The 18,341-nt window shown below is 59.3% G+C and carries 19 protein-coding genes; 8 read left to right on the top strand and 11 right to left on the bottom strand.

The features are described from left to right. Nucleotides 1-23 precede the first annotated feature (23 nt). The 6 genes from flgJ to ACSQ87_RS08640 form a co-directional block, all read right to left on the bottom strand. The gene (gene flgJ, locus ACSQ87_RS08665; protein WP_223431622.1) at nucleotides 24-1,325 is read right to left on the bottom strand and encodes a flagellar assembly peptidoglycan hydrolase FlgJ; all 1,302 of its coding nucleotides are present in this window, start codon (nucleotides 1,323-1,325) and stop codon (nucleotides 24-26) included. A gap of 11 nt (nucleotides 1,326-1,336) precedes the next feature. Beyond that, the gene (locus ACSQ87_RS08660; protein ID WP_150655399.1) at nucleotides 1,337-2,425 is read right to left on the bottom strand and encodes a flagellar basal body P-ring protein FlgI; all 1,089 of its coding nucleotides are present in this window, start codon (nucleotides 2,423-2,425) and stop codon (nucleotides 1,337-1,339) included. Nucleotides 2,426-2,452: 27 nt separating this feature from the next. Continuing rightward, nucleotides 2,453-3,148 carry a flagellar basal body L-ring protein FlgH gene (flgH, locus tag ACSQ87_RS08655; protein WP_150655072.1) on the bottom strand — a complete coding sequence of 232 codons (696 nt, stop codon included), beginning with the start codon at nucleotides 3,146-3,148 and terminating at the stop codon, nucleotides 2,453-2,455. 52 nt (nucleotides 3,149-3,200) lie between these two features. Beyond that, a complete protein-coding gene (flgG, locus tag ACSQ87_RS08650; RefSeq protein WP_150655071.1) occupies nucleotides 3,201-3,986 on the bottom strand; it encodes a flagellar basal-body rod protein FlgG in 786 nt (261 codons plus the stop codon). Between the two features lie 45 nt (nucleotides 3,987-4,031). Beyond that, nucleotides 4,032-4,772, bottom strand: coding sequence for a flagellar basal body rod protein FlgF (locus tag ACSQ87_RS08645; RefSeq protein WP_150655070.1), 741 nt, complete (start codon nucleotides 4,770-4,772; stop codon nucleotides 4,032-4,034). A gap of 335 nt (nucleotides 4,773-5,107) precedes the next feature. Next, complete coding sequence (locus tag ACSQ87_RS08640) at nucleotides 5,108-6,667, bottom strand: sigma-54-dependent transcriptional regulator (protein ID WP_223431623.1); 1,560 nt, start codon at nucleotides 6,665-6,667, stop codon at nucleotides 5,108-5,110. Between the two features lie 280 nt (nucleotides 6,668-6,947). On the opposite strand from ACSQ87_RS08640, the gene phhA reads away from it, so the two are divergent. From phhA to ACSQ87_RS08610, 6 genes are all read left to right on the top strand, one after another. After that, nucleotides 6,948-7,733 (top strand): phenylalanine 4-monooxygenase, encoded by a 786-nt coding sequence (gene phhA, locus ACSQ87_RS08635; RefSeq protein WP_223431624.1) that lies wholly within the window; start codon nucleotides 6,948-6,950, stop codon nucleotides 7,731-7,733. Nucleotides 7,734-7,836: 103 nt separating this feature from the next. Next, entirely contained in the window at nucleotides 7,837-8,193 is a 357-nt protein-coding gene (locus ACSQ87_RS08630) for a 4a-hydroxytetrahydrobiopterin dehydratase (protein ID WP_223431625.1), read from the top strand. Next, nucleotides 8,193-9,386: an amino acid aminotransferase gene (locus ACSQ87_RS08625; RefSeq protein WP_263288624.1), complete on the top strand. Its 1,194-nt coding sequence runs from the start codon at nucleotides 8,193-8,195 to the stop codon at nucleotides 9,384-9,386. The genes ACSQ87_RS08630 and ACSQ87_RS08625 overlap by 1 nt, the downstream gene beginning before the upstream one ends. Nucleotides 9,387-9,678: 292 nt before the next feature. Next, nucleotides 9,679-9,810: a hypothetical protein gene (locus tag ACSQ87_RS08620; RefSeq protein WP_263288625.1), complete on the top strand. Its 132-nt coding sequence runs from the start codon at nucleotides 9,679-9,681 to the stop codon at nucleotides 9,808-9,810. Between the two features lie 75 nt (nucleotides 9,811-9,885). Beyond that, a complete protein-coding gene (locus tag ACSQ87_RS08615) occupies nucleotides 9,886-10,083 on the top strand; it encodes a hypothetical protein (RefSeq protein WP_046046420.1) in 198 nt (65 codons plus the stop codon). Between the two features lie 104 nt (nucleotides 10,084-10,187). Further along, a complete protein-coding gene (locus ACSQ87_RS08610) occupies nucleotides 10,188-11,402 on the top strand; it encodes an MFS transporter (RefSeq protein ID WP_223431626.1) in 1,215 nt (404 codons plus the stop codon). Here the strand turns inward: ACSQ87_RS08610 and arfB are convergent. After that, nucleotides 11,399-11,812: an alternative ribosome rescue aminoacyl-tRNA hydrolase ArfB gene (gene arfB / locus ACSQ87_RS08605; RefSeq protein ID WP_008010994.1), complete on the bottom strand. Its 414-nt coding sequence runs from the start codon at nucleotides 11,810-11,812 to the stop codon at nucleotides 11,399-11,401. The two genes, ACSQ87_RS08610 and arfB, sit on opposite strands and share 4 nt — an antisense overlap. 139 nt (nucleotides 11,813-11,951) lie before the next feature. Continuing rightward, entirely contained in the window at nucleotides 11,952-13,373 is a 1,422-nt protein-coding gene (locus ACSQ87_RS08600) for an amino acid permease (protein WP_223431627.1), read from the bottom strand. Between the two features lie 930 nt (nucleotides 13,374-14,303). Between ACSQ87_RS08600 and ACSQ87_RS08595 the strand changes: the two genes are divergently transcribed. Both ACSQ87_RS08595 and ACSQ87_RS08590 read left to right on the top strand, forming a co-directional pair. Beyond that, nucleotides 14,304-14,441: a hypothetical protein gene (locus tag ACSQ87_RS08595; RefSeq protein ID WP_010461921.1), complete on the top strand. Its 138-nt coding sequence runs from the start codon at nucleotides 14,304-14,306 to the stop codon at nucleotides 14,439-14,441. 69 nt (nucleotides 14,442-14,510) lie between these two features. After that, entirely contained in the window at nucleotides 14,511-15,476 is a 966-nt protein-coding gene (locus tag ACSQ87_RS08590) for a leucyl aminopeptidase (protein ID WP_223431628.1), read from the top strand. Nucleotides 15,477-15,541: 65 nt separating this feature from the next. Here the strand turns inward: ACSQ87_RS08590 and rluB are convergent, their stop codons facing one another. The 3 genes from rluB to scpB all read right to left on the bottom strand — a co-directional run bounded on the left by rluB (nucleotide 15,542) and on the right by scpB (nucleotide 18,335). Beyond that, on the bottom strand, nucleotides 15,542-16,840 hold the full coding sequence (rluB, locus tag ACSQ87_RS08585; protein WP_008156114.1) for a 23S rRNA pseudouridine(2605) synthase RluB: 1,299 nt from the start codon (nucleotides 16,838-16,840) through the stop codon (nucleotides 15,542-15,544). Nucleotides 16,841-16,995: 155 nt separating this feature from the next. Next, nucleotides 16,996-17,187: a DUF1289 domain-containing protein gene (locus tag ACSQ87_RS08580; protein ID WP_223431629.1), complete on the bottom strand. Its 192-nt coding sequence runs from the start codon at nucleotides 17,185-17,187 to the stop codon at nucleotides 16,996-16,998. A 149-nt stretch (nucleotides 17,188-17,336) separates the two neighbouring features. Beyond that, nucleotides 17,337-18,335, bottom strand: a complete 999-nt coding sequence (gene scpB / locus ACSQ87_RS08575) for an SMC-Scp complex subunit ScpB (protein WP_223433550.1) — start codon at nucleotides 18,333-18,335, stop codon at nucleotides 17,337-17,339. Nucleotides 18,336-18,341: the final 6 nt, after the last annotated feature.

Raw genomic sequence — 18,341 nt, 5'->3', positions numbered from 1 at the left:
GGTTCAGACCTTATAGCTTATGCCTATAAAGGCGTAGTGGTAGCGCCCGCCGCAGCGTAGTTCTGGTAACTCGTCATCTGCTTGGCTATCTGCGAAATCTTGCTTGCGTAGTCCGGGTCGGTTGCGTAACCGGCCTTTTGCAACTCGCGCACAAACTGTTCTGGGTTATCGGCAGACTTCACAACATCTTGATAGCGATTGTTGGTTTGCAGCAGCGTCACAAGGTCATGGAAGCTGTCCTTGTAAGAGTCATAGGAACGGAACTCAGCCGTCTCCTTGACCATCTCGCCATTCCTGAATTCGCTGGTGATTGCCCGCGCCGATTCGCCCTTCCAACTGCTGCTGGCCTTGATGCCGAACAGGTTGTGACTGCTGCTGCCATCCTGAGCACGCATGACCGATTTGCCCCAACCGGTTTCCAGGGCGGCCTGCGCCACCAGGTAACGCGGATCGACACCAATGCGCTCGGCGGCCTCCTTGGCCATTGGCAGCATGGTGTTGACGAATTCGTCGGCGGAACTGAACGCTTTCTTCGCCGGCGCCAGCGGTATTTGCGCCATGGCACGACCATAAACCTGCAGGCGCCCGCTGGATGTCGTATCCGTTTGCGAAGCCAGCCAATCGCCGTTGTACAGAGGACCGGCACCGGTCTTGGTGGTCTGCGGCATTTGGATGCTGTTCTGCGCCGTCGCGGCCGTCGCGGCAGTGGTCGATGCCGACGGCACCAGCCCTGCGAGCAAGCGGTCGGCCAGTTTCGGCGGCAGCGCCAGGCGTCGCTGATTGATCAACGCCATATCATTGCGATGAGTGCCCTCGCCCGCACTGGCCGACGACTTCACCGAGCGCGAAGCCCACAACGGACGCTCGCCATTGAGGCGCGACAGCGGCCCATTGGTGGCGACCGTACCGGCGGCAATCGGGGTTTCCACGGCGGCTTTCGCGGCAGCTTGCTTGGCGGCTGACGCAGCAGCAGCCTCGCCCGGAGCCAGCGGTTTGTTCTTCGACATCTGACGCATCAGCACGTCGGCCAGACCAATACCACCCCCCTCGCGGGACATGGAAACGGCCAACTGCTGGTCGTACATTTCCTGGTATTGCTTGGCTGCGGGCGTGTTGAGCGGATTGTCCTGGCCCAGCGCGTCGGTGGCCGAGCGCATGGACTTGAGCATTTCACCGAGGAACAGCGACTCGAATTCCTGCGCAACCTTGCGCATGTTCGCGTCACTGTCCTTGTCGCCGACCTTGAGCTGGTTCAAGCGATTCAGGTCCGAATAGGAACCCGAATCGTTGCTGCTGACCCCCAATCCGCCCTTGCGCATATCCATGGTCGCCGTCCTCAGATCACGATCAGGTCGGCTTGCAACGCGCCGGCCTGTTTCAGTGCTTCGAGGATCGCCATCAAGTCACCCGGTGCCGCGCCGACCTGGTTCACCGCACGCACGATTTCGTCGAGGGTGGTGCCCGGGCCGAACTTGAACATCGGTTTGGCTTCCTGCTGGGCGTTGACCCGCGAGCGCGGCACGACCGCCGTCTGCCCATTGGACAGAGGGCCGGGCTGGCTGACGATCGGGTCTTCGGTGATGGTCACGGTCAGGCTGCCGTGAGTCACGGCGGCCGGGGAAACCTTGACGTTCTGGCCGATCACGATGGTGCCGGTCCGCGAGTTGATGATGACTTTCGCCACCGCCTGACCCGGGTCGACTTCAAGGTTCTCGATGATCGACAAATAGTCGACGCGCTGACTTGGATCGAGTGGCGCGCTGACACGAATCGAACCGCCGTCGATGGCCTGGGCAACGCCAGGGCCGAGCATATTGTTGATCTTGTCGACGATGCGCTTGGCCGTGGTGAAGTCCGAACGATTGAGGTTCAGGGTCAGGCTGTTGCCCTGATTGAAACCGCTCGGCACCGAACGCTCCACCGACGCACCGCCCGGGATACGACCGGCCGACGGAACGTTGACAGTGATCTTCGAACCGTCACGACCTTCGGCATCAAAACCGCCGACCACCAGGTTGCCCTGAGCGACCGCATAGACGTTGCCGTCGATACCCTTGAGCGGCGTCAGCAGCAAGGTGCCGCCGCGCAGGCTCTTGGAGTTACCGATGGACGATACGGTAATGTCGACCTGTTGACCTGGCTTGGCGAACGCCGGCAAATCAGCACTGATCGACACTGCCGCGACGTTCTTCAACTGCACGTTGCCCGAACCGGCCGGCACCTTGATACCGAACTGCGAGAGCATGTTGTTGAAGGTTTGCAGGGTGAACGGCGTCTGCGTCGTCTGGTCACCGGTACCGTTAAGCCCGACCACCAGGCCGTAGCCGATCAATTGGTTGGAACGTACGCCGGAAATACTGGCGATATCCTTCAGCCGCTCGGCTTGAGCGTTGAAGGCCGCAGACAGCAACAGTGCGGCCACCATCAGGCTTTTGAAATTCAACGTGGCCACCTAGAAAGGGAACAGCGGGCTGAGGAAGAAACGGTCGAACCAGCCTGGCTGACTCGCATCGGCAAACGAACCGGTGCCCGAATAGGTGATGCGTGCATCGGCGATGCGTGTTGACGAAACCGTGTTATCGGTCGCGATGTCATCGGCCCGGACGAGGCCGGCGATCCGTACCAGTTCATCACCGGTATTGAGGGTCATCCACTTCTCGCCGCGCACGGCAATGATGCCATTGGGCAAGACGTCGGCGACGGTCACGGTGATCGAACCGGTCAGGCTGTTGCCCTGCCCGGCCTTGCTGTCACCCTTGGTCGCGCGGTCGCCGCTGTAACTCGCATTCAGCGTCAGGTCACCGTCACCCAATGGATCGTTGACGTGAGGGATTGTGCCGAACAGCGACGTCAGGCCAATGCCGGCCTTACTGTTCTTGGCCACTTGCGAGTTGGCGTTTTTACTGGCCTGGGTTCTTTCGTTCAGGGTGATGGTGATGATGTCACCGACCCGGAACGCCTTGCGGTCGCTGTACAGGTTCTGTTCGAAACCGGCCTGGTAGATCGAGCCGTTATTCGCGGCGGCCGGCAACGGCGTACGCGGCAATACCGGGGCGTAGTAAGGGTCATTGGGCTTGGGCGTCGGACCGACGCAACCCGAAAGCGCGGCGATCCCACTCAGTGCCAGAACAGATACATAGCGATTCATGACCCTACCTCACGGTGTTGCAGGCGGCCTCATGGCCGCCTCATAGACTTGATTACAGATTCTGCGTTACGAACGAGAGCATCTGGTCGGCAGTGGAGATCACCTTGGAGTTCATCTCGTAGGCGCGCTGAGTGGTGATCATGTTGACCATCTCTTCAACGGTGCTGACGTTGGAGGTTTCCAGGGTGTTCTGCAGCGTGGTGCCGAAGCCGGCCAGGCCCGGGGTGCCGACTTGCGGCGCGCCGCTGGCAGCGGTTTCCAGGAACAGGTTGTTGCCCACAGCCTGCAGACCGGCCGGGTTGATGAAGTCGGCGGTTTGCAGGTTGCCGATCACCTGGGATGCCGGGTTGCCGGCAACGGTGATGGACACGGTGCCGTCGCGACCGACCGTGAAGGTCTGGGCATCGTTCGGGATGACAATGGCCGGTTCCAGGGCGAAGCCGCTGGCGTTCACGATCTGACCGTTGGAATCCAGGTGGAACGTACCGTCACGGGTGTAGGAAGTCGTGCCATCCGGCTGCAGAATCTGGAAGAATCCGCGACCGTCGATGGCCATGTCCAACGGCTGTTCGGTGGTTTGCAGGCTGCCGGCGGTGAAGTTTTTCTGGGTGCCGATAATGCGCACACCGGTACCCAATTGCAGACCCGACGGCAGTTCACTGTCCTGGGTCGACTGGGCGCCTGGCTGGCGTTTGATCTGGTAGAGCAAGTCCTGGAACTCGGCGCGGTCACGTTTGAAACCCGTGGTCGACACGTTGGCCAGGTTGTTGGAAATGGTCGTCAGGTTGGTGTCCTGGGCGGACAGACCTGTTTTGGCAACCCATAGAGCCGGAAGCATTCGATTCTCCTCGTGCGCCTGTTTTACGGCGCGACGTTCTGATAATTAGCTGATCTGCAAGACCCGAGCCATGGCCTGGTCATCGTCTTTGGCGGTGTTCATCATCTTGATGTGCAGCTCGAACTGCTTGGCCAGGGCCAGCACCGAGGTCATCTCTTCCACGGCGTTGACGTTGCTCGATTCAAGGAAACCGGACACCAGTTTGACGTCGGCATCGGCTTGCGCCGGCTTGCCGTCCTTGGTGTGGATCGAACCGTCCAGGCCTTTGGTCATGTTCTTGAAGTCAGGATTAACCAGCTTGATGCGGTCGACTTCCGCCATCACGCGAGGACCTTCGCCCATCGCACGAATGCTGATGGTGCCGTCCTCGCCCACTTCGATTTGCTGCTCGGGCGGCACGGCAATCGGCCCGCCATTGCCCATCACCGGCATACCGTTGCCGGCCCGCAGCACGCCCAGGGCGTCGACGTTCAGGCTGCCGGTGCGCACGTAGCTTTCACCGCCGTCCGGGTTCTGCACGGCGATCCAGCCATTGCCTTGCACCGCGACATCGAGGTCGCGACCGGTTTCCACCAATGCGCCAGGGGAGAAGTCGGTGGCCGGACGTTCGGACAGGGCAAACGCACGCGCCGGAAAGCTGTCACCAAACACCGGCATCGAACGAGCCTGCTCCAGGTCTTTCTGGAAGCCGTTGGTGGAGATGTTCGCCAGGTTGTTCGCATGAGCCTTCTGCGCCAGTGCATTCTGGCTGGCGCCGGTCATTGCCACATAAAGGTACTTGTCCACACTCTTTCCTCTGCATGCCGGACGTTTGCCGCCCACTGCTGTACTGCTGAGCCATAAGCAATTTGCAGACCAACTTTTTTCTGGCGGCGCAGGGCCCGGCAAACAAAGGACTTGAGGGGTTCAGGAGGGATTGGAGGATTGTGTCGAAGACGAAAAACCGGCGGTGTTATGCCGGTAAGTGGCAACTCTCAGCCTTGGCAGAACCCTGTGGCGAGGGGATTTATCCCCGTTCGGCTGCGAAGCAGTCGTAAAGCTGCCCGATGCGGTGTGACTGAGAGAATACCGGGGCGGCTTCGCCACCCAACGGGGATAAATCCCCTCGCCACAGTTGGATCTCAACCCGGTTCTTTGCCGACCTCATACTCACGCAACTTGTTGGCAATGGTGGTGTGCGAAACCCCCAACCGCTTGCCCAGCTGCCGACTGCTCGGGTGCTCGGAATACAGGCGCTCCAATACCGCTTTCTCGAAACGCCCGACAATCTCGTCCAACCCGCCCTCGAGCGAGAAATCGCCAAGCGGCTGACGCACGCCGTAGTCCGGCAGGCGAATATGTTCGGCCTTGACGGTCCCGCCCTCGCACAAGGAAACCGCCTGGAACAATACGTTTTCCAGTTGCCGAACATTGCCCGGCCAATGGTAGTGACTGAGCCGCTCCATCGCCGCCGGCGCCAGTTTCGGCAGCGGGCAACCGATCTGCCGACTGGCCTGATCGAGGAAGTGTTCCACCAGAGGCGTCAGACCATCGAGGCATTCACGCAGTGGCGGGATGTGCAGCGAAAGCACGTTCAAGCGGTGATACAAATCCTGGCGAAACTCGCCTCGTGCGCACAATTCCGACAGGTCAACCTGCGTCGCGCAGATCACCCGCACATCCAGATAAACCTCCTCATCACTGCCCACACGACGGAAGCAACCGTCCTGCAGGAAACGCAGCAATTTCACCTGTAAGCGCGGGCTCATTTCCCCGACGCCATCGAGAAACAGCGTACCGCCCGCCGTCAGCTCCAGCAGCCCGAGCTTGCCTTCTGCCCGCGCCCCTTCGAAAGCGCCGGGGCCGTAGCCAAACAACTCCGTCTCAGCCATGGATTCCGGCAGACCGGCGCAGTTGAGCGCCATCAACGGCGACTGCCCTCGCGGACTGGCCAGGTGACAGGCGCGCGCCAACAACTCTTTACCCGTACCGGTTTCACCTTCTATTAATAGCGGCGCATCCAGCGGCGCCATGCGTCTGGCTTCGCGCACCACCGCGGCCATCACCTTCGAGCTTTGGAAGATGCTGTCGAAACCTCGCAGTTCCTGCTTGCGCACGTTATAGATGCGCTCACCGACCCGGTCGGCGCGGTGTAGCGTGAGTACCGCGCCGGCCATGGCTTCGCTGTCGTCATGCTCCGATTGCAGTGGCGCGATGTCGGCGAGAAACACGTCGCCCTTCACCTTCACCCGCAAGCCATTGATCCGTGACTTGTTGGCGCGCACCAGTTCCGGCAAGTCGAAATCCTCGGCGTAACGCGACAGCGGAATCCCCGGCACCTCATCCACCCGCACGCCGAGCAACTGCGCCGCCGCGCGGTTGGCCGCGACGATCGAGCCGCCCATGTCGATCGACAGCACCGGAAACTCCAGGGCGCCGAGCAACGCATTGAGTTCCATGTGCCGACGTTCGCTGGGCATCAGCCCTACGCGCTTGACGCCGAAGACCCCGGCAATCGACTCGAATTTCGGACGCAATGCCTGAAACTGAATGTTGATCAGGTTCGGGCAATGCAGGTAGATCGCGTTGCCTTGCTCACCGCCGACCTCGCCGCGAGCGACGTTGATCCCGTACTCGACCAGCAGGTTGAGAATGTCGCGCAGAATGCCGATGCGGTTCTGGCAGTGGACTTTGATACGCATATAAAGGCCCGAAACAGGAGAGATCGAGGGCCTGAGCAAGGATTTTTCTGCACAGGCGCCAACTTAGTCGTCAAGATTATGTGACACCTGCACGCCATTTCAAACCCGCAAATCTCAATCCCTGCGCCATAGCCGCCGATCCGTAACGAATACTTTACAAAAATCGATGATTTTTCCTACGCACAGCCCGGCTCACGTGCTGCAACGCCGCATTTCTTGAGGTATTTCTAGGTCCATAGCAGGACATAACAAGAACGAAATCCCCTAGCAGGAGAGCAGCATGAAGCAGACGCAATACGTGGCTCGCGAGCCCGATGCGCAAGGTTTTATCGACTACCCCGCCGAAGAACACGCGGTGTGGAACACGCTGATTACTCGCCAACTGAAAGTGATCGAGGGTCGTGCGTGCCAGGAATACCTGGACGGTATCGAAAAACTCGGTCTGCCCCACGACCGCATTCCGCAACTCGGTGAAATCAACAAAGTCCTCGGTGAAACCACCGGGTGGCAGGTTGCCCGGGTACCCGCACTGATCCCCTTCCAGACCTTTTTCGAATTGCTCGCCAACAAGCAGTTTCCGGTGGCGACGTTTATTCGTACCCGCGAAGAGCTGGATTACCTGCAAGAACCGGACATTTTCCACGAGATCTTTGGCCACTGCCCGCTGCTGACCAACCCTTGGTTCGCCGAATTCACCCACACCTACGGCAAACTCGGCCTACAGGCTACCAAGGAAGAACGCGTGTACCTGGCGCGTTTGTACTGGATGACCATCGAGTTCGGCATGGTCGATACGCCAGAAGGCCTGCGCATCTACGGCGGCGGCATTCTCTCCTCGCCGAAAGAAACCGTTTACTGCCTGTCGGACGAACCTGAGCATCAGGCCTTCGATCCGCTGGAATGCATGCGCACGCCGTATCGCATCGACATCCTGCAACCGTTGTACTTTGTCTTGCCGAACCTCAAGCGCCTGTTCGACTTGGCCCACGAAGACATCATGGGCATGGTCAAGCAAGGCATGCAGCTAGGCTTGCGCACCCCAAAATTTCCGCCAAAGGCTGCGTGATCCGCAGCTTTTAGAATCAAGTGAGCCTGTCAGGAACCGACGCTTTGGTTTAGCGTGGTGAATTGACGGCCGAATTCCAATAATTCGATTTCAGGAACCCATCATGTCCACATTGAACCAAGCCCATTGCGAAGCCTGCCGCGCCGATGCCCCTCAGGTCAGCGACGAAGAACTGCCGGTACTGATCAAGCAGATCCCGGACTGGAACATTGAAGTGCGCGACAGCGTGATGCAGCTGGAAAAAACTTTCCTGTTCAAGAACTTCAAGCACGCACTGGCGTTCACCAACGCCGTCGGTGAAATCTCCGAGGCTGAAGGTCACCACCCGGGCCTGCTCACCGAGTGGGGCAAAGTCACCGTGACCTGGTGGAGCCACTCCATCAAGGGCCTGCATCGCAACGACTTCATCATGGCCGCGCGCACTGACGAAGTGGCCAAGGACGCCGAGGGCCGCAAATAATGCATTTCGACGCCATCGGTCGAGTACCCGGCGACCCGATTCTCGGCCTGATGGAGGCCTATGCGCAGGACCCCAACCCGCGCAAATTCGACCTCGGCGTGGGCGTCTATAAAGATGCCCAGGGCCTGACACCGATTCCCCAGGCCGTGAAGCTCGCCGAGCAGCGCCTGGTGGATCGGCAGACCACCAAAACCTACATCGGTGGCCACGGCGAACCGGCGTTCGGCAAGGCCATCGTTGAATTGGTGCTGGGTGCCGATTCCCCGCTGATCGCCGAACAACGGACCGGCGCGACGCAAACGCCGGGCGGCACCGGCGCGCTGCGCTTGAGTGCCGACTTCATCGCCCAATGCCTTCCGGGCCGTGGCGTGTGGCTGAGCAACCCGACCTGGCCGATCCACGAAACCATCTTCGCGGCGGCCGGGGTCAAGGTCAGTCATTACCCGTACGTCGGCAGCGATAACCGCCTCGACGTCGAAGCGATGCTCGCGGTACTCAATGAAGCGCCGAAGGGCGATGTAGTGCTGCTGCACGCTTGCTGCCACAACCCGACCGGTTTCGATTTGTCCCATGACGATTGGCGCCGAGTGCTGGACGTAGTGCGCAGTCGCGATTTGGTGCCACTGATCGACTTCGCCTACCAGGGCTTCGGCGATGGCCTGGAACAGGATGCCTGGTCGACGCGGTTGTTCGCTGCCGCGTTGCCGGAAGTGCTGATCACCAGTTCCTGCTCGAAGAACTTCGGCCTGTACCGCGACCGCACCGGCGCGCTGATTGTCTGCGCGAAAACCGCTGACAAGCTGGTGGACATCCGCAGCCAACTGGCCAACATCGCCCGCAACCTGTGGTCGACACCGCCGGATCACGGCGCTGCTGTGGTAGCGACCATCCTCGGTGATCCAGAGCTGAAAAGCCTCTGGGCCGACGAAGTGGAAGCCATGCGTTTGCGTATCGCCCAACTGCGCAGCGGTTTGGTTGAAGCGCTTGAACCTCATGGTTTGCGCGATCGCTTTGCGCACATCGGCGTGCAGCGCGGGATGTTTTCCTACACCGGTTTGACGCCGGACCAGGTCAAACAACTGCGTGATCATCATAGCGTTTACATGGTGGGCACTGGTCGGGCGAACGTCGCCGGAATCGATGCCACACGCCTTGATTTGCTGGCCGAGGCAATCGCCGAAGTCTGCAAATAACCATCAAGCACTGCAAGTCCCCCTGTGGGAGCGGGCTTGCTCCGGTCGGCGTTCCGACGAAAGCGGAGTGTCAGTCGACATCATCGTTGCCTGACACACCGCTTTCGCGAGCAAGCCCGCTCCCACATTTGTTCTGTGTCGCCCCCTCTTGCAGACCTGTCTAGACAATCCCATCCGTCGCAACAATTGGATATAAAAGTCTGATTGTCATTTTTACTGCTGTATCCTGCCCAAGCTTTTTTAAAAGCGCGGATCTACCAGATCTATCAACAGACTTTGCGAGGAGCGCGATATGCACGAGATCCCTAATCTCCCCTTCCCAAGCCTGCACGAAACTGAGCAGACGCCCACGCAACAAGCCGGTGCCCGACAGCCCGAGCCAAAAGAAGCCACTGAACGCCGCAAGGCCGACAGCGAAGACTGATTCACCTGCAATGCCAGACCGTGTGGAAAGCGCTAACATGCGCTTTCCACACCGCCTGAACCCTTGAGCCCCACCATGACCGACGACTTCACCCCTCCTTTTGATGAAGAGCTGCAGGCCAGCGTCCTGATCGGTACTACCGAGAAGATGATCGATATCTGGAATCGCCTGTCCCCCGAGAAACGCGCCGCGCTGCTCGCCCGTTTCGGCAGCGAAGAAAACGCCCTGGCCGCCCTGGTCACCACGCACCTGGTCGCTCCCGCCAAACCCTGATTCACCCCTCCCGGCAAATAGTTTTACTTTTTCCACGACCCGCAGCCGCTTGCGCCGCTATCATAAGCAGCCTATCTATCCTGCTTTCCCGTGGATCTTTACCCATGTCTGAAAACCAGCGCCCCCTGGCGGTCACGCTGCAAGTCGTTTCCATCGTCCTGTTCACCTTCATCGGCTACCTGAATATCGGCATTCCCCTGGCCGTGTTGCCGGGCTACGTCCACAGCGATTTGGGTTTCGGCGCGGTCATCGCCGGCCTGGTGATCAGCGTGCAATACCTGGCCACCCTGCTCAGCCGTCCTTATGCCGGGAAAATCATCGACAACAAGGGCAGCAAACTCGCCGTGATGTACGGCCTCGCCGGTTGCGGTTTGAGCGGTGTGTTCATGTTGATTTCGGCCTGGACCCAGAGTCTGCCGACCTTGAGCCTGATCAGCCTGTTGATCGGCCGCCTGGTGCTCGGCAGCGCGGAAAGCCTGGTGGGCTCCGGTTCGATCGGCTGGGGCATCGGCCGGGTCGGCGCGTCGAATACCGCCAAGGTCATTTCCTGGAACGGCATCGCCAGTTATGGCGCACTGGCGGTCGGCGCACCGCTGGGCGTGCTGCTGGTGAATCAGCTGGGCTTGTGGAGCATGGGCGTGAGCATCGTGTTGCTGGCCGTCCTCGGTCTGGTGCTGGCCTGGCCGAAAACCGCTGCGCCGATTGTGGTCGGTGAGCGCTTGCCGTTCATGCATGTGCTGGGGCGCGTGCTGCCACATGGTTGCGGCCTGGCGCTGGGCTCCATCGGATTTGGCACCATCGCCACCTTCATCACCCTGTATTACGCCACGCAACACTGGGACAACGCGGTGCTGTGCCTGAGCCTGTTCGGCGCCAGTTTCATCGGTGCGCGCCTGCTGTTCGGCAATCTGATCAACCGCCTCGGCGGCTTTCGCGTGGCGATTGCCTGCCTGTCGGTGGAAACACTGGGGCTGTTGCTGCTGTGGCTGGCGCCGGACGCTCATTGGGCATTGGCCGGTGCGGCGCTAAGCGGGTTCGGTTTCTCACTGGTGTTCCCCGCGCTGGGGGTGGAAGCGGTCAACCTGGTACCGGCCTCAAGTCGTGGCGCGGCAGTCGGGGCTTATTCGTTGTTCATCGATTTGTCGCTGGGGATTACCGGGCCGCTGGCCGGGGCGATTGCGGCAGGCTTTGGTTTTGCATCGATCTTCCTGTTCGCCGCCCTGGCCGCCCTGAGCGGTTTGGCACTGAGTGTTTACTTGTACCGGCAGGCGCCGAAGCATCTCAATGAAAAGTACCGGGAAGAGCGCCAAGCCCGCTAAAAATCGACCTTGCCACGTCCGGCCTTGATGCTGCCGCGCTTGGTCTTTGACTCCAGCCGACGCTTCTTCGAACCGAGGGTCGGTTTGGTCGGACGACGTTTCTTTTCGACCTTGGTGGCACTGAGGATCAGCTCGGTCAGCCGTTCCAGTGCATCCGCGCGATTGGCTTCCTGCGTGCGGTATTGCTGGGCCTTGATGATCAACACCCCTTCGCTGGTGATGCGACTGTCGCGCAGCGCCAGCAACCGCTCCTTGTAGAACTCGGGCAAGGACGAGGCCGGAATGTCGAAACGCAGGTGCACCGCGCTGGAGACCTTGTTAACGTTCTGCCCACCGGCGCCCTGGGCACGAATGGCGGTCAACTCGATCTCGGCATCCGGCAGATGCACGTTGTTGGAAATCACCAGCATGGAAAAGCGTCCGTATTCAGAGTGCGCAGGATACCGCGAATAAGCTCTCCGGCACGCCGCTCCCACAGGGGTTTTGTGTGAACCCCATAAATGACAAACCCGGCACAGTGGCCGGGTTTGTTGTTTCTGCGCTCGGCGCTTACTTCGCGCTGGAGCCTGTTGCCTGCAACGCGTGTTGGGCGCTGCGCTTGTTCTTGATGCCGTAGCAAATCCACATGAACGCGACCCACACAGGAATCGCATACACCGAGATCTGAATCCCCGGAATCAGCAGCATGACGCCCAGAATGAACACTACGAACGCCAGACAGATGTAGTTCCCGTACGGGTACCACAGGGCCTTGAACAACGGCGTTTGTTTGGTCTTGTTCATGTGCTGGCGGAACTTGAAGTGCGAGAAGCTGATCATCGCCCAGTTGATCACCAGGGTGGCAACCACCAACGACATCAACAGTTCCAGCGCGTTTTGCGGAATCAGGTAGTTCAGCAATACGGCAATCAATGTCACCGCCGCCGAAGCAAGGATCGAACGCACTGGCACGCCGCGCTTGTCGATCTTCGACAAGGCTTTCGGCGCATCGCCCTGCTCGGCCATGCCCAGCAGCATGCGGCTGTTGCAGTAGGTGCCGCTGTTGTACACCGACAGCGCCGCGGTCAGGACCACGAAGTTGAGGATGTGCGCAGCGGTGTCGCTGCCGAGCATCGAGAACACCTGCACGAACGGGCTGCCGCTGTAGGAATCACCCGACGCGTTCAGAGTCGCCAACAGGCTGTCCCATGGCGTCAGCGAAAGCAGGATAACCAACGCACCGATGTAGAAAATCAGGATCCGGTAGATCACCTGGTTGATGGCTTTCGGGATCACGGTTTTCGGCTTGTCGGCTTCAGCTGCGGTGAAACCGAGCATTTCCAGGCCGCCGAAAGAGAACATGATGATCGCCATGGCCATCACCAGACCGCTGACACCGTTCGGGAAGAAGCCGCCGTGGGCCCACAGATTGGTCACCGACGCTTGCGGGCCGCCGTCGCCGCTAACCAGCAGGTAGCTACCCAGCGCAATCATGCCGACGATGGCCACGACCTTGATGATCGCGAACCAGAACTCGGCCTCACCAAAGACTTTGACGTTGGCCAGGTTGATCAAGTTGATCAGGACGAAGAAGCCGGCTGCCGAGACCCAGGTCGGGATGTGTGGCGCCCAGTAGTGGATGTATTTGCCGACCGCGGTCAGCTCCGACATGCCCACCAGAATGTACAGAATCCAGCAGTTCCAGCCCGACAGAAAGCCGGCGAAACCGCCCCAGTATTTATGGGCGAAGTGGCTGAAGGAGCCGGCGACTGGCTCTTCGACGATCATTTCGCCGAGCTGGCGCATGATCATGAAAGCAATGAAGCCGCAGATGGCGTAGCCGAGGATCATCGACGGGCCGGCGGATTTCAGTACGCCGGCCGAGCCGAGGAACAGCCCGGTACCGATCGCGCCACCGAGGGCGATCAGTTGAATATGGCGATTTTTCAGGCCGCGTTTCAGCTCGCCTGAATGCGAGTTTTGTCCACTCATGAAAAGGGTCTCACGCAAGGTTTGATGATGTTCGTTAGACGTTGCTGCTCGGTTGCGATTTCAAGCAGCGCCGATCAAACCCCAGCGAAGGCAAAAGGAGTTCAGCGTTTTTACAACGGTCATGCGTCACCTGTTTGTTTTTATCTGTGACGAAATCGAACCCGACACGCTTGTGGCGCGGCGGAGTGAACAAGGCGGATAGCCTTGAGGTTTGCGCAGATGCGCAGGAGGTCACAGTTAAAACGCGGCGCATTGTACACCTGTAACCCCCTGCCGCCAGACACCGCTGGATCAGCGTGTCATTTGCCGGGATTGCCTGTGTCCGCCTCGAAGGTCTCGGGCGGCTGCAAAAATAGAGTCAGACCTTTGCGGGTCATCGACGGGAGCGACGGAAAAATCGCTCCACGGGGAGAGATGGAGATGAGTCACGGCGTACATTGCGCCTCCTTCTTGTTATGCACCTGCACGACAGGCATGGGACGCATCTCACCCTTCAACCGCGCCTGAAACAAGCGGGCCAGAGCCCTGCGCAAGGGTTAGTTGGCTGTTAGGCGGAAGGTTTTCCTTACATCTCTTCCGCAAGCGTCAAACCATGGGCTTTGAGGCTTGATTTCGTCAGCATTTCTTTACATGCCGTAACGTAAATTTGCCGAATCAGATCTGGCTGTAGGCTGACTGCAAATTGACGGTAGGACGTTTCCTTAGGAAAAGGTCGAGTTAGTTTTTTGTTTTTTATCAACAAATTTCTTAATTAAAAATAGAATAAAAAGTTCAAACAAATCTTATTTGATTATTTTTTTGCAATTTAAAAATCTCTGAACTAGGTTTTCAGCGACTTGCTGAGACGCATCAATCAGCAAGTTGGCGGGTTATTCAATGATTGAAAACGCGCCGCAGCACTTACCAAAAAAGTCATCTAGGAGATTCACAATGCAAGCACTTGAAAAAGACTTGGAAACTGAACTGCAACTGGACGATTGGTTTGAAGCACCGACCCATGAAGCCGCCGTTGAAATGATGCAAGCCGATGCGGTTGTTCCGTTCGGCACGGCGATGTGGCCTCTGTAAGACATCCCGGCAGGCACGATCCGGCCGGTGGTGCCTGCCACTTTTTCTCGGTTTGTCAGGGAGGACTACATGGATAAGCAACGCGCCATTTCGCATTTCCTTTACTACCTCGCACATCACCCTGCCCTTGTCGGCATCAACCCGGCGAAGGTCTTGCTCGGCCACACGGCTGATTACCAGGCACTGACGGGCGCCATCGCCGAACAGGTCAGCAACAGCCCACGGTTCAGCTTCAGTGCGATGCGACTGGATCTGGAATCCACAGAATTGCTGGCCAAGGCTATTGCCGACAGCGATCTGTACATTTTCTTCTACGACTCTTCCACCCTGCCCAACCCACGCCCCGACGGCCCGGAATTTGTCCGCGCGCTGCAAGGCGTCATGGCCGAGAACTGGAAGAAGTCGCTGCTGTTCAAGGATTATGGCGATTACTTCTACGACACGTTCAGTGTCACCCCGCAGCGCATTGCCGGGTTGAACAGCCACTTGATCCAGCGCATGTCCCATGCCACCACGTTAAGTTTCAAAGATGATCACGGCTCGTGGTTCGACACACCGTTGAGCAGTATCAAGAAGTGGACCGACATCAACGGTGTCGGCAACTTCGATCTGGCGCCTGGTGAAATTGCCACGCACAGCGAGGCCATTAACGGCCGGGTCAAGTTCATGGGGACTTTTCTCAGCACCATTCCATTTGCCCGCAAATACGGGGTGCTGGAGTCGCCGCTAGAGTTGTGGATCGAGAACTCGACCATCAGCAAAATCGCCACCGAGGTGCCGGGGCTGGAACATGACTTCAACAAGTACCTGGAGGCCAATCCATCCAATCGGCGGATTGAGGAGCTGGGAATTGGCACAAATGAAGGCGTTAAGGCGTTGTATGCGCGCAATGCCGGGTTCGAGGAGCGTCATTGCGGGCTGCATCTGGGATTGGGGGGTGGCGCGAAGGGTAGCCATCATCTGGACCTGATCTTCTCCAGCGGCGTGTTGGCGCTGGATGATGAGCCGGTGTTTGATGGGCGGTTTGTGTTTTAGCCACAAAGACAGACCAAAAAAAACGCCAACCCGAGGGTTGGCGTTTTTCATGTGCCGCTTACCGATTACTCAGGCTTGCGACGACCGAAGCCCGGACGCTGGCCCGAACCGGCTGGCGCACCACGGCGCTTGCCCGATGGCGCGTCCTTGTCGACCAGAACGATGCCTGGACGCTTCTTCGCCGGTGCCTTGGCCGGGCGCTTGGTGTCGGAAGGACGGTCTGCCACCGGCGTACCGCGACCCGACTCACCACGAGACTCACCACGACCGGCTGGAGCACCGCGATCGCTACGACCACCGCTTGGTGCACCACGGCCTTCGCCGCGCTCAGTGCGACCATTGGCCGGACGTGGCGTGCGTGGACCGCGCTCGCCGTCAGCACGAGGTGCTGCTGGTTTGCGGGCTGGACGCTCGCCTTCGATATGCGGTTCACGAGTATCACGTGGAGTAGCCGCTGTCTGGTTGCCGATCGCTGGACGCAACGAACGCACGCGCTCGGTCTTGCCCATTGGACGCGACGATTTACGCTGCATGCGGTCGAGCTTGTCTTTGCTCTTGGCATTCATCTGCGGCATGGCCACAGGCGTCAGGCCAACTTCAGCACTCAGAATGTCGACTTCGTACTGGCTCATTTCGCGCCAGCGACCCATCGGCAGGTCGGAGTTGAGGAACACCGGACCGAAACGCACGCGCTTCAGACGGCTGACCACCAGGCCCTGGGATTCCCAGAGACGACGGACTTCGCGGTTGCGACCTTCCATCACCACGCAGTGATACCAGTGGTTGAAACCTTCGCCACCCGGCGCTTGCTTGATGTCGGTGAACTTGGCCGGGCCGTCTTCGAGGACGACGCCTGCTTTCAGACGCTCGATCATCTCGTCATCGACTTCGCCACGCACACGTACCGCGTATTCACGGTCCATTTCGTAGGAAGGGTGCATCAGGCGGTTGGCCAGCTCACCGTCGGTGGTGAACATCAGCAGACCGGTGGTGTTGATGTCCAGACGACCGATGTTGATCCAGCGACCTTCTTTCGGGCGCGGCATCTTGTCGAAAACGGTCGGACGGCCTTCCGGATCAAGGCGGGTGCAGATTTCGCCGTCCGGCTTGTTGTACATGATCACGCGGCGTACCGACTCGGCGGCTTCTTCGCGCTTGATCACCTTGCCATCAATGGTGATGGCGTCGTGCATGTCGACGCGCTGCCCGAGGGTGGCGTCTTTGCCATTGACCTTGATGCGGCCGTGGCTGATCCAGGCTTCTACGTCACGGCGCGAGCCGACGCCGATACGGGCGAGGACTTTCTGCAGTTTTTCGCCTGCTGGGCCGATTTCCTGGTCGTCTTTCTGGTCGTTGATACTCATCTGGGCACCTCCCGGTGTGGTCTGTTCAGGCAGCTCTGAAGTGAGGGTCCTGAAGAGTTGAAAGCTGGTTCTCGGGCGAAGGGATCGCCGAAGGGTCGCGAATCATACGCTCATGGGAGCGTTCGCGCATCAGAGACTAGCTGATCAATGGCGACTTACCTGGATTTCCGCCGACCGGTGGCGCCGAGTTTGGTTAGCCGCAGCGACGCTTCGGCCAGTACCGTGCGCTTGTCGACCTTGTCGAGTTTCTTCCACGCCTTGATCTCGCGCTTGCTGCGGCCACAGCCGATGCAGATGTCGTCGGTGAATTTGCAGAGGCTTATGCAGGGGTCTTTGGTTGAGCTCATCGATAATTCCAGGCAACACCACAAAACCACTGTGGGAGCGGGCTTGCTCGCGAAGGCGGTGGGTCAGTCGACATTATTGTTGCCTGACCCACCGCCTTCGCGAGCAAGCCCGCTCCCACAGGGGATATTCAGTGTCCACAAGATTCGAGTCAGTCGTCGAATTCGCGGCGTTCGGCCTCGATTGCTTCGGCGAGGGCCCGGGCTTCGGCTTCTTCGTCGCTCAGCTTAGGCTCGGGCTCGGGCTTGTGTTGTTCAAGGGCGGCGACGGCGGCCAGGAGTTTTTCGCGAGCCTCGGCAACGCCGAGCACATCATCTTCTTGCTCTTCTTCCTGCTCTTCTTCGACCGTGGCTTCGGGCTCGACCTGAAGTTCAACTTCGATTTCAGGCTCAAACTCGGGCTGATCCAGGATCTCTTCGGTCTCGGTCACCTCGCCATCGCGCAACAGATCGTCGAAGTCGGTCTTGAGCCCCTCCTCCATCGTGTCGAGTTCCAGCAACAGTGTATGGAAACTGGTTTCTTCCTTCGGCTCTTCCGGCTCGGCGCTGGCGTCGGCCAACTCCTGCAACCCGGCAGGCACCGGCGCGTCGTCGAAATCGAGCACCGGATCAGGTTCAAGTTCGCGCAATTCGGCCAGCGGTGGCAAATCGTCGAGGTTTTTCAGATTGAAGTGATCGAGAAACGCCTTGGTGGTCGCAAACATCGCCGGTTTACCCGGCACGTCGCGGTAGCCGACGATGCGGATCCACTCGCGCTCCAGCAAGGTTTTGACGATGTGGCTGTTGACCGCCACGCCCCGCACGTCTTCGATCTCGCCCCGGGTGATCGGCTGGCGATAGGCAATCAGCGCAATGGTTTCGAGCATGGCGCGGGAATAGCGCTGCGGCCGCTCTTCCCACAAACGTCCTACCCACGGCGAGAACTTTTCGCGGATCTGCAAGCGATACCCGGAGGCCACTTCCTTCAGCTCGAAGGCGCGGCCGTCGCAGGACTTGGCGAGAATCGTCAGGGCTTTCTTGAAGACCGGCGGCTCCGGCCGCTCGCCCTCTTCGAAGAGTTCGAACAGGCGTTCAAGCGATTGCGGTTTTCCCGAGGCCAACAGAAAGGCTTCAAGCAATGGCGCCAGCTCGCGGGGTTCAGTCAGGTTCATGATTCA

Source organism: Pseudomonas sp. LjRoot277, assembly GCF_964253845.1.
Lineage (GTDB): Bacteria > Pseudomonadota > Gammaproteobacteria > Pseudomonadales > Pseudomonadaceae > Aquipseudomonas.
This window is presented reverse-complemented; position numbering and strand designations above follow the sequence as displayed.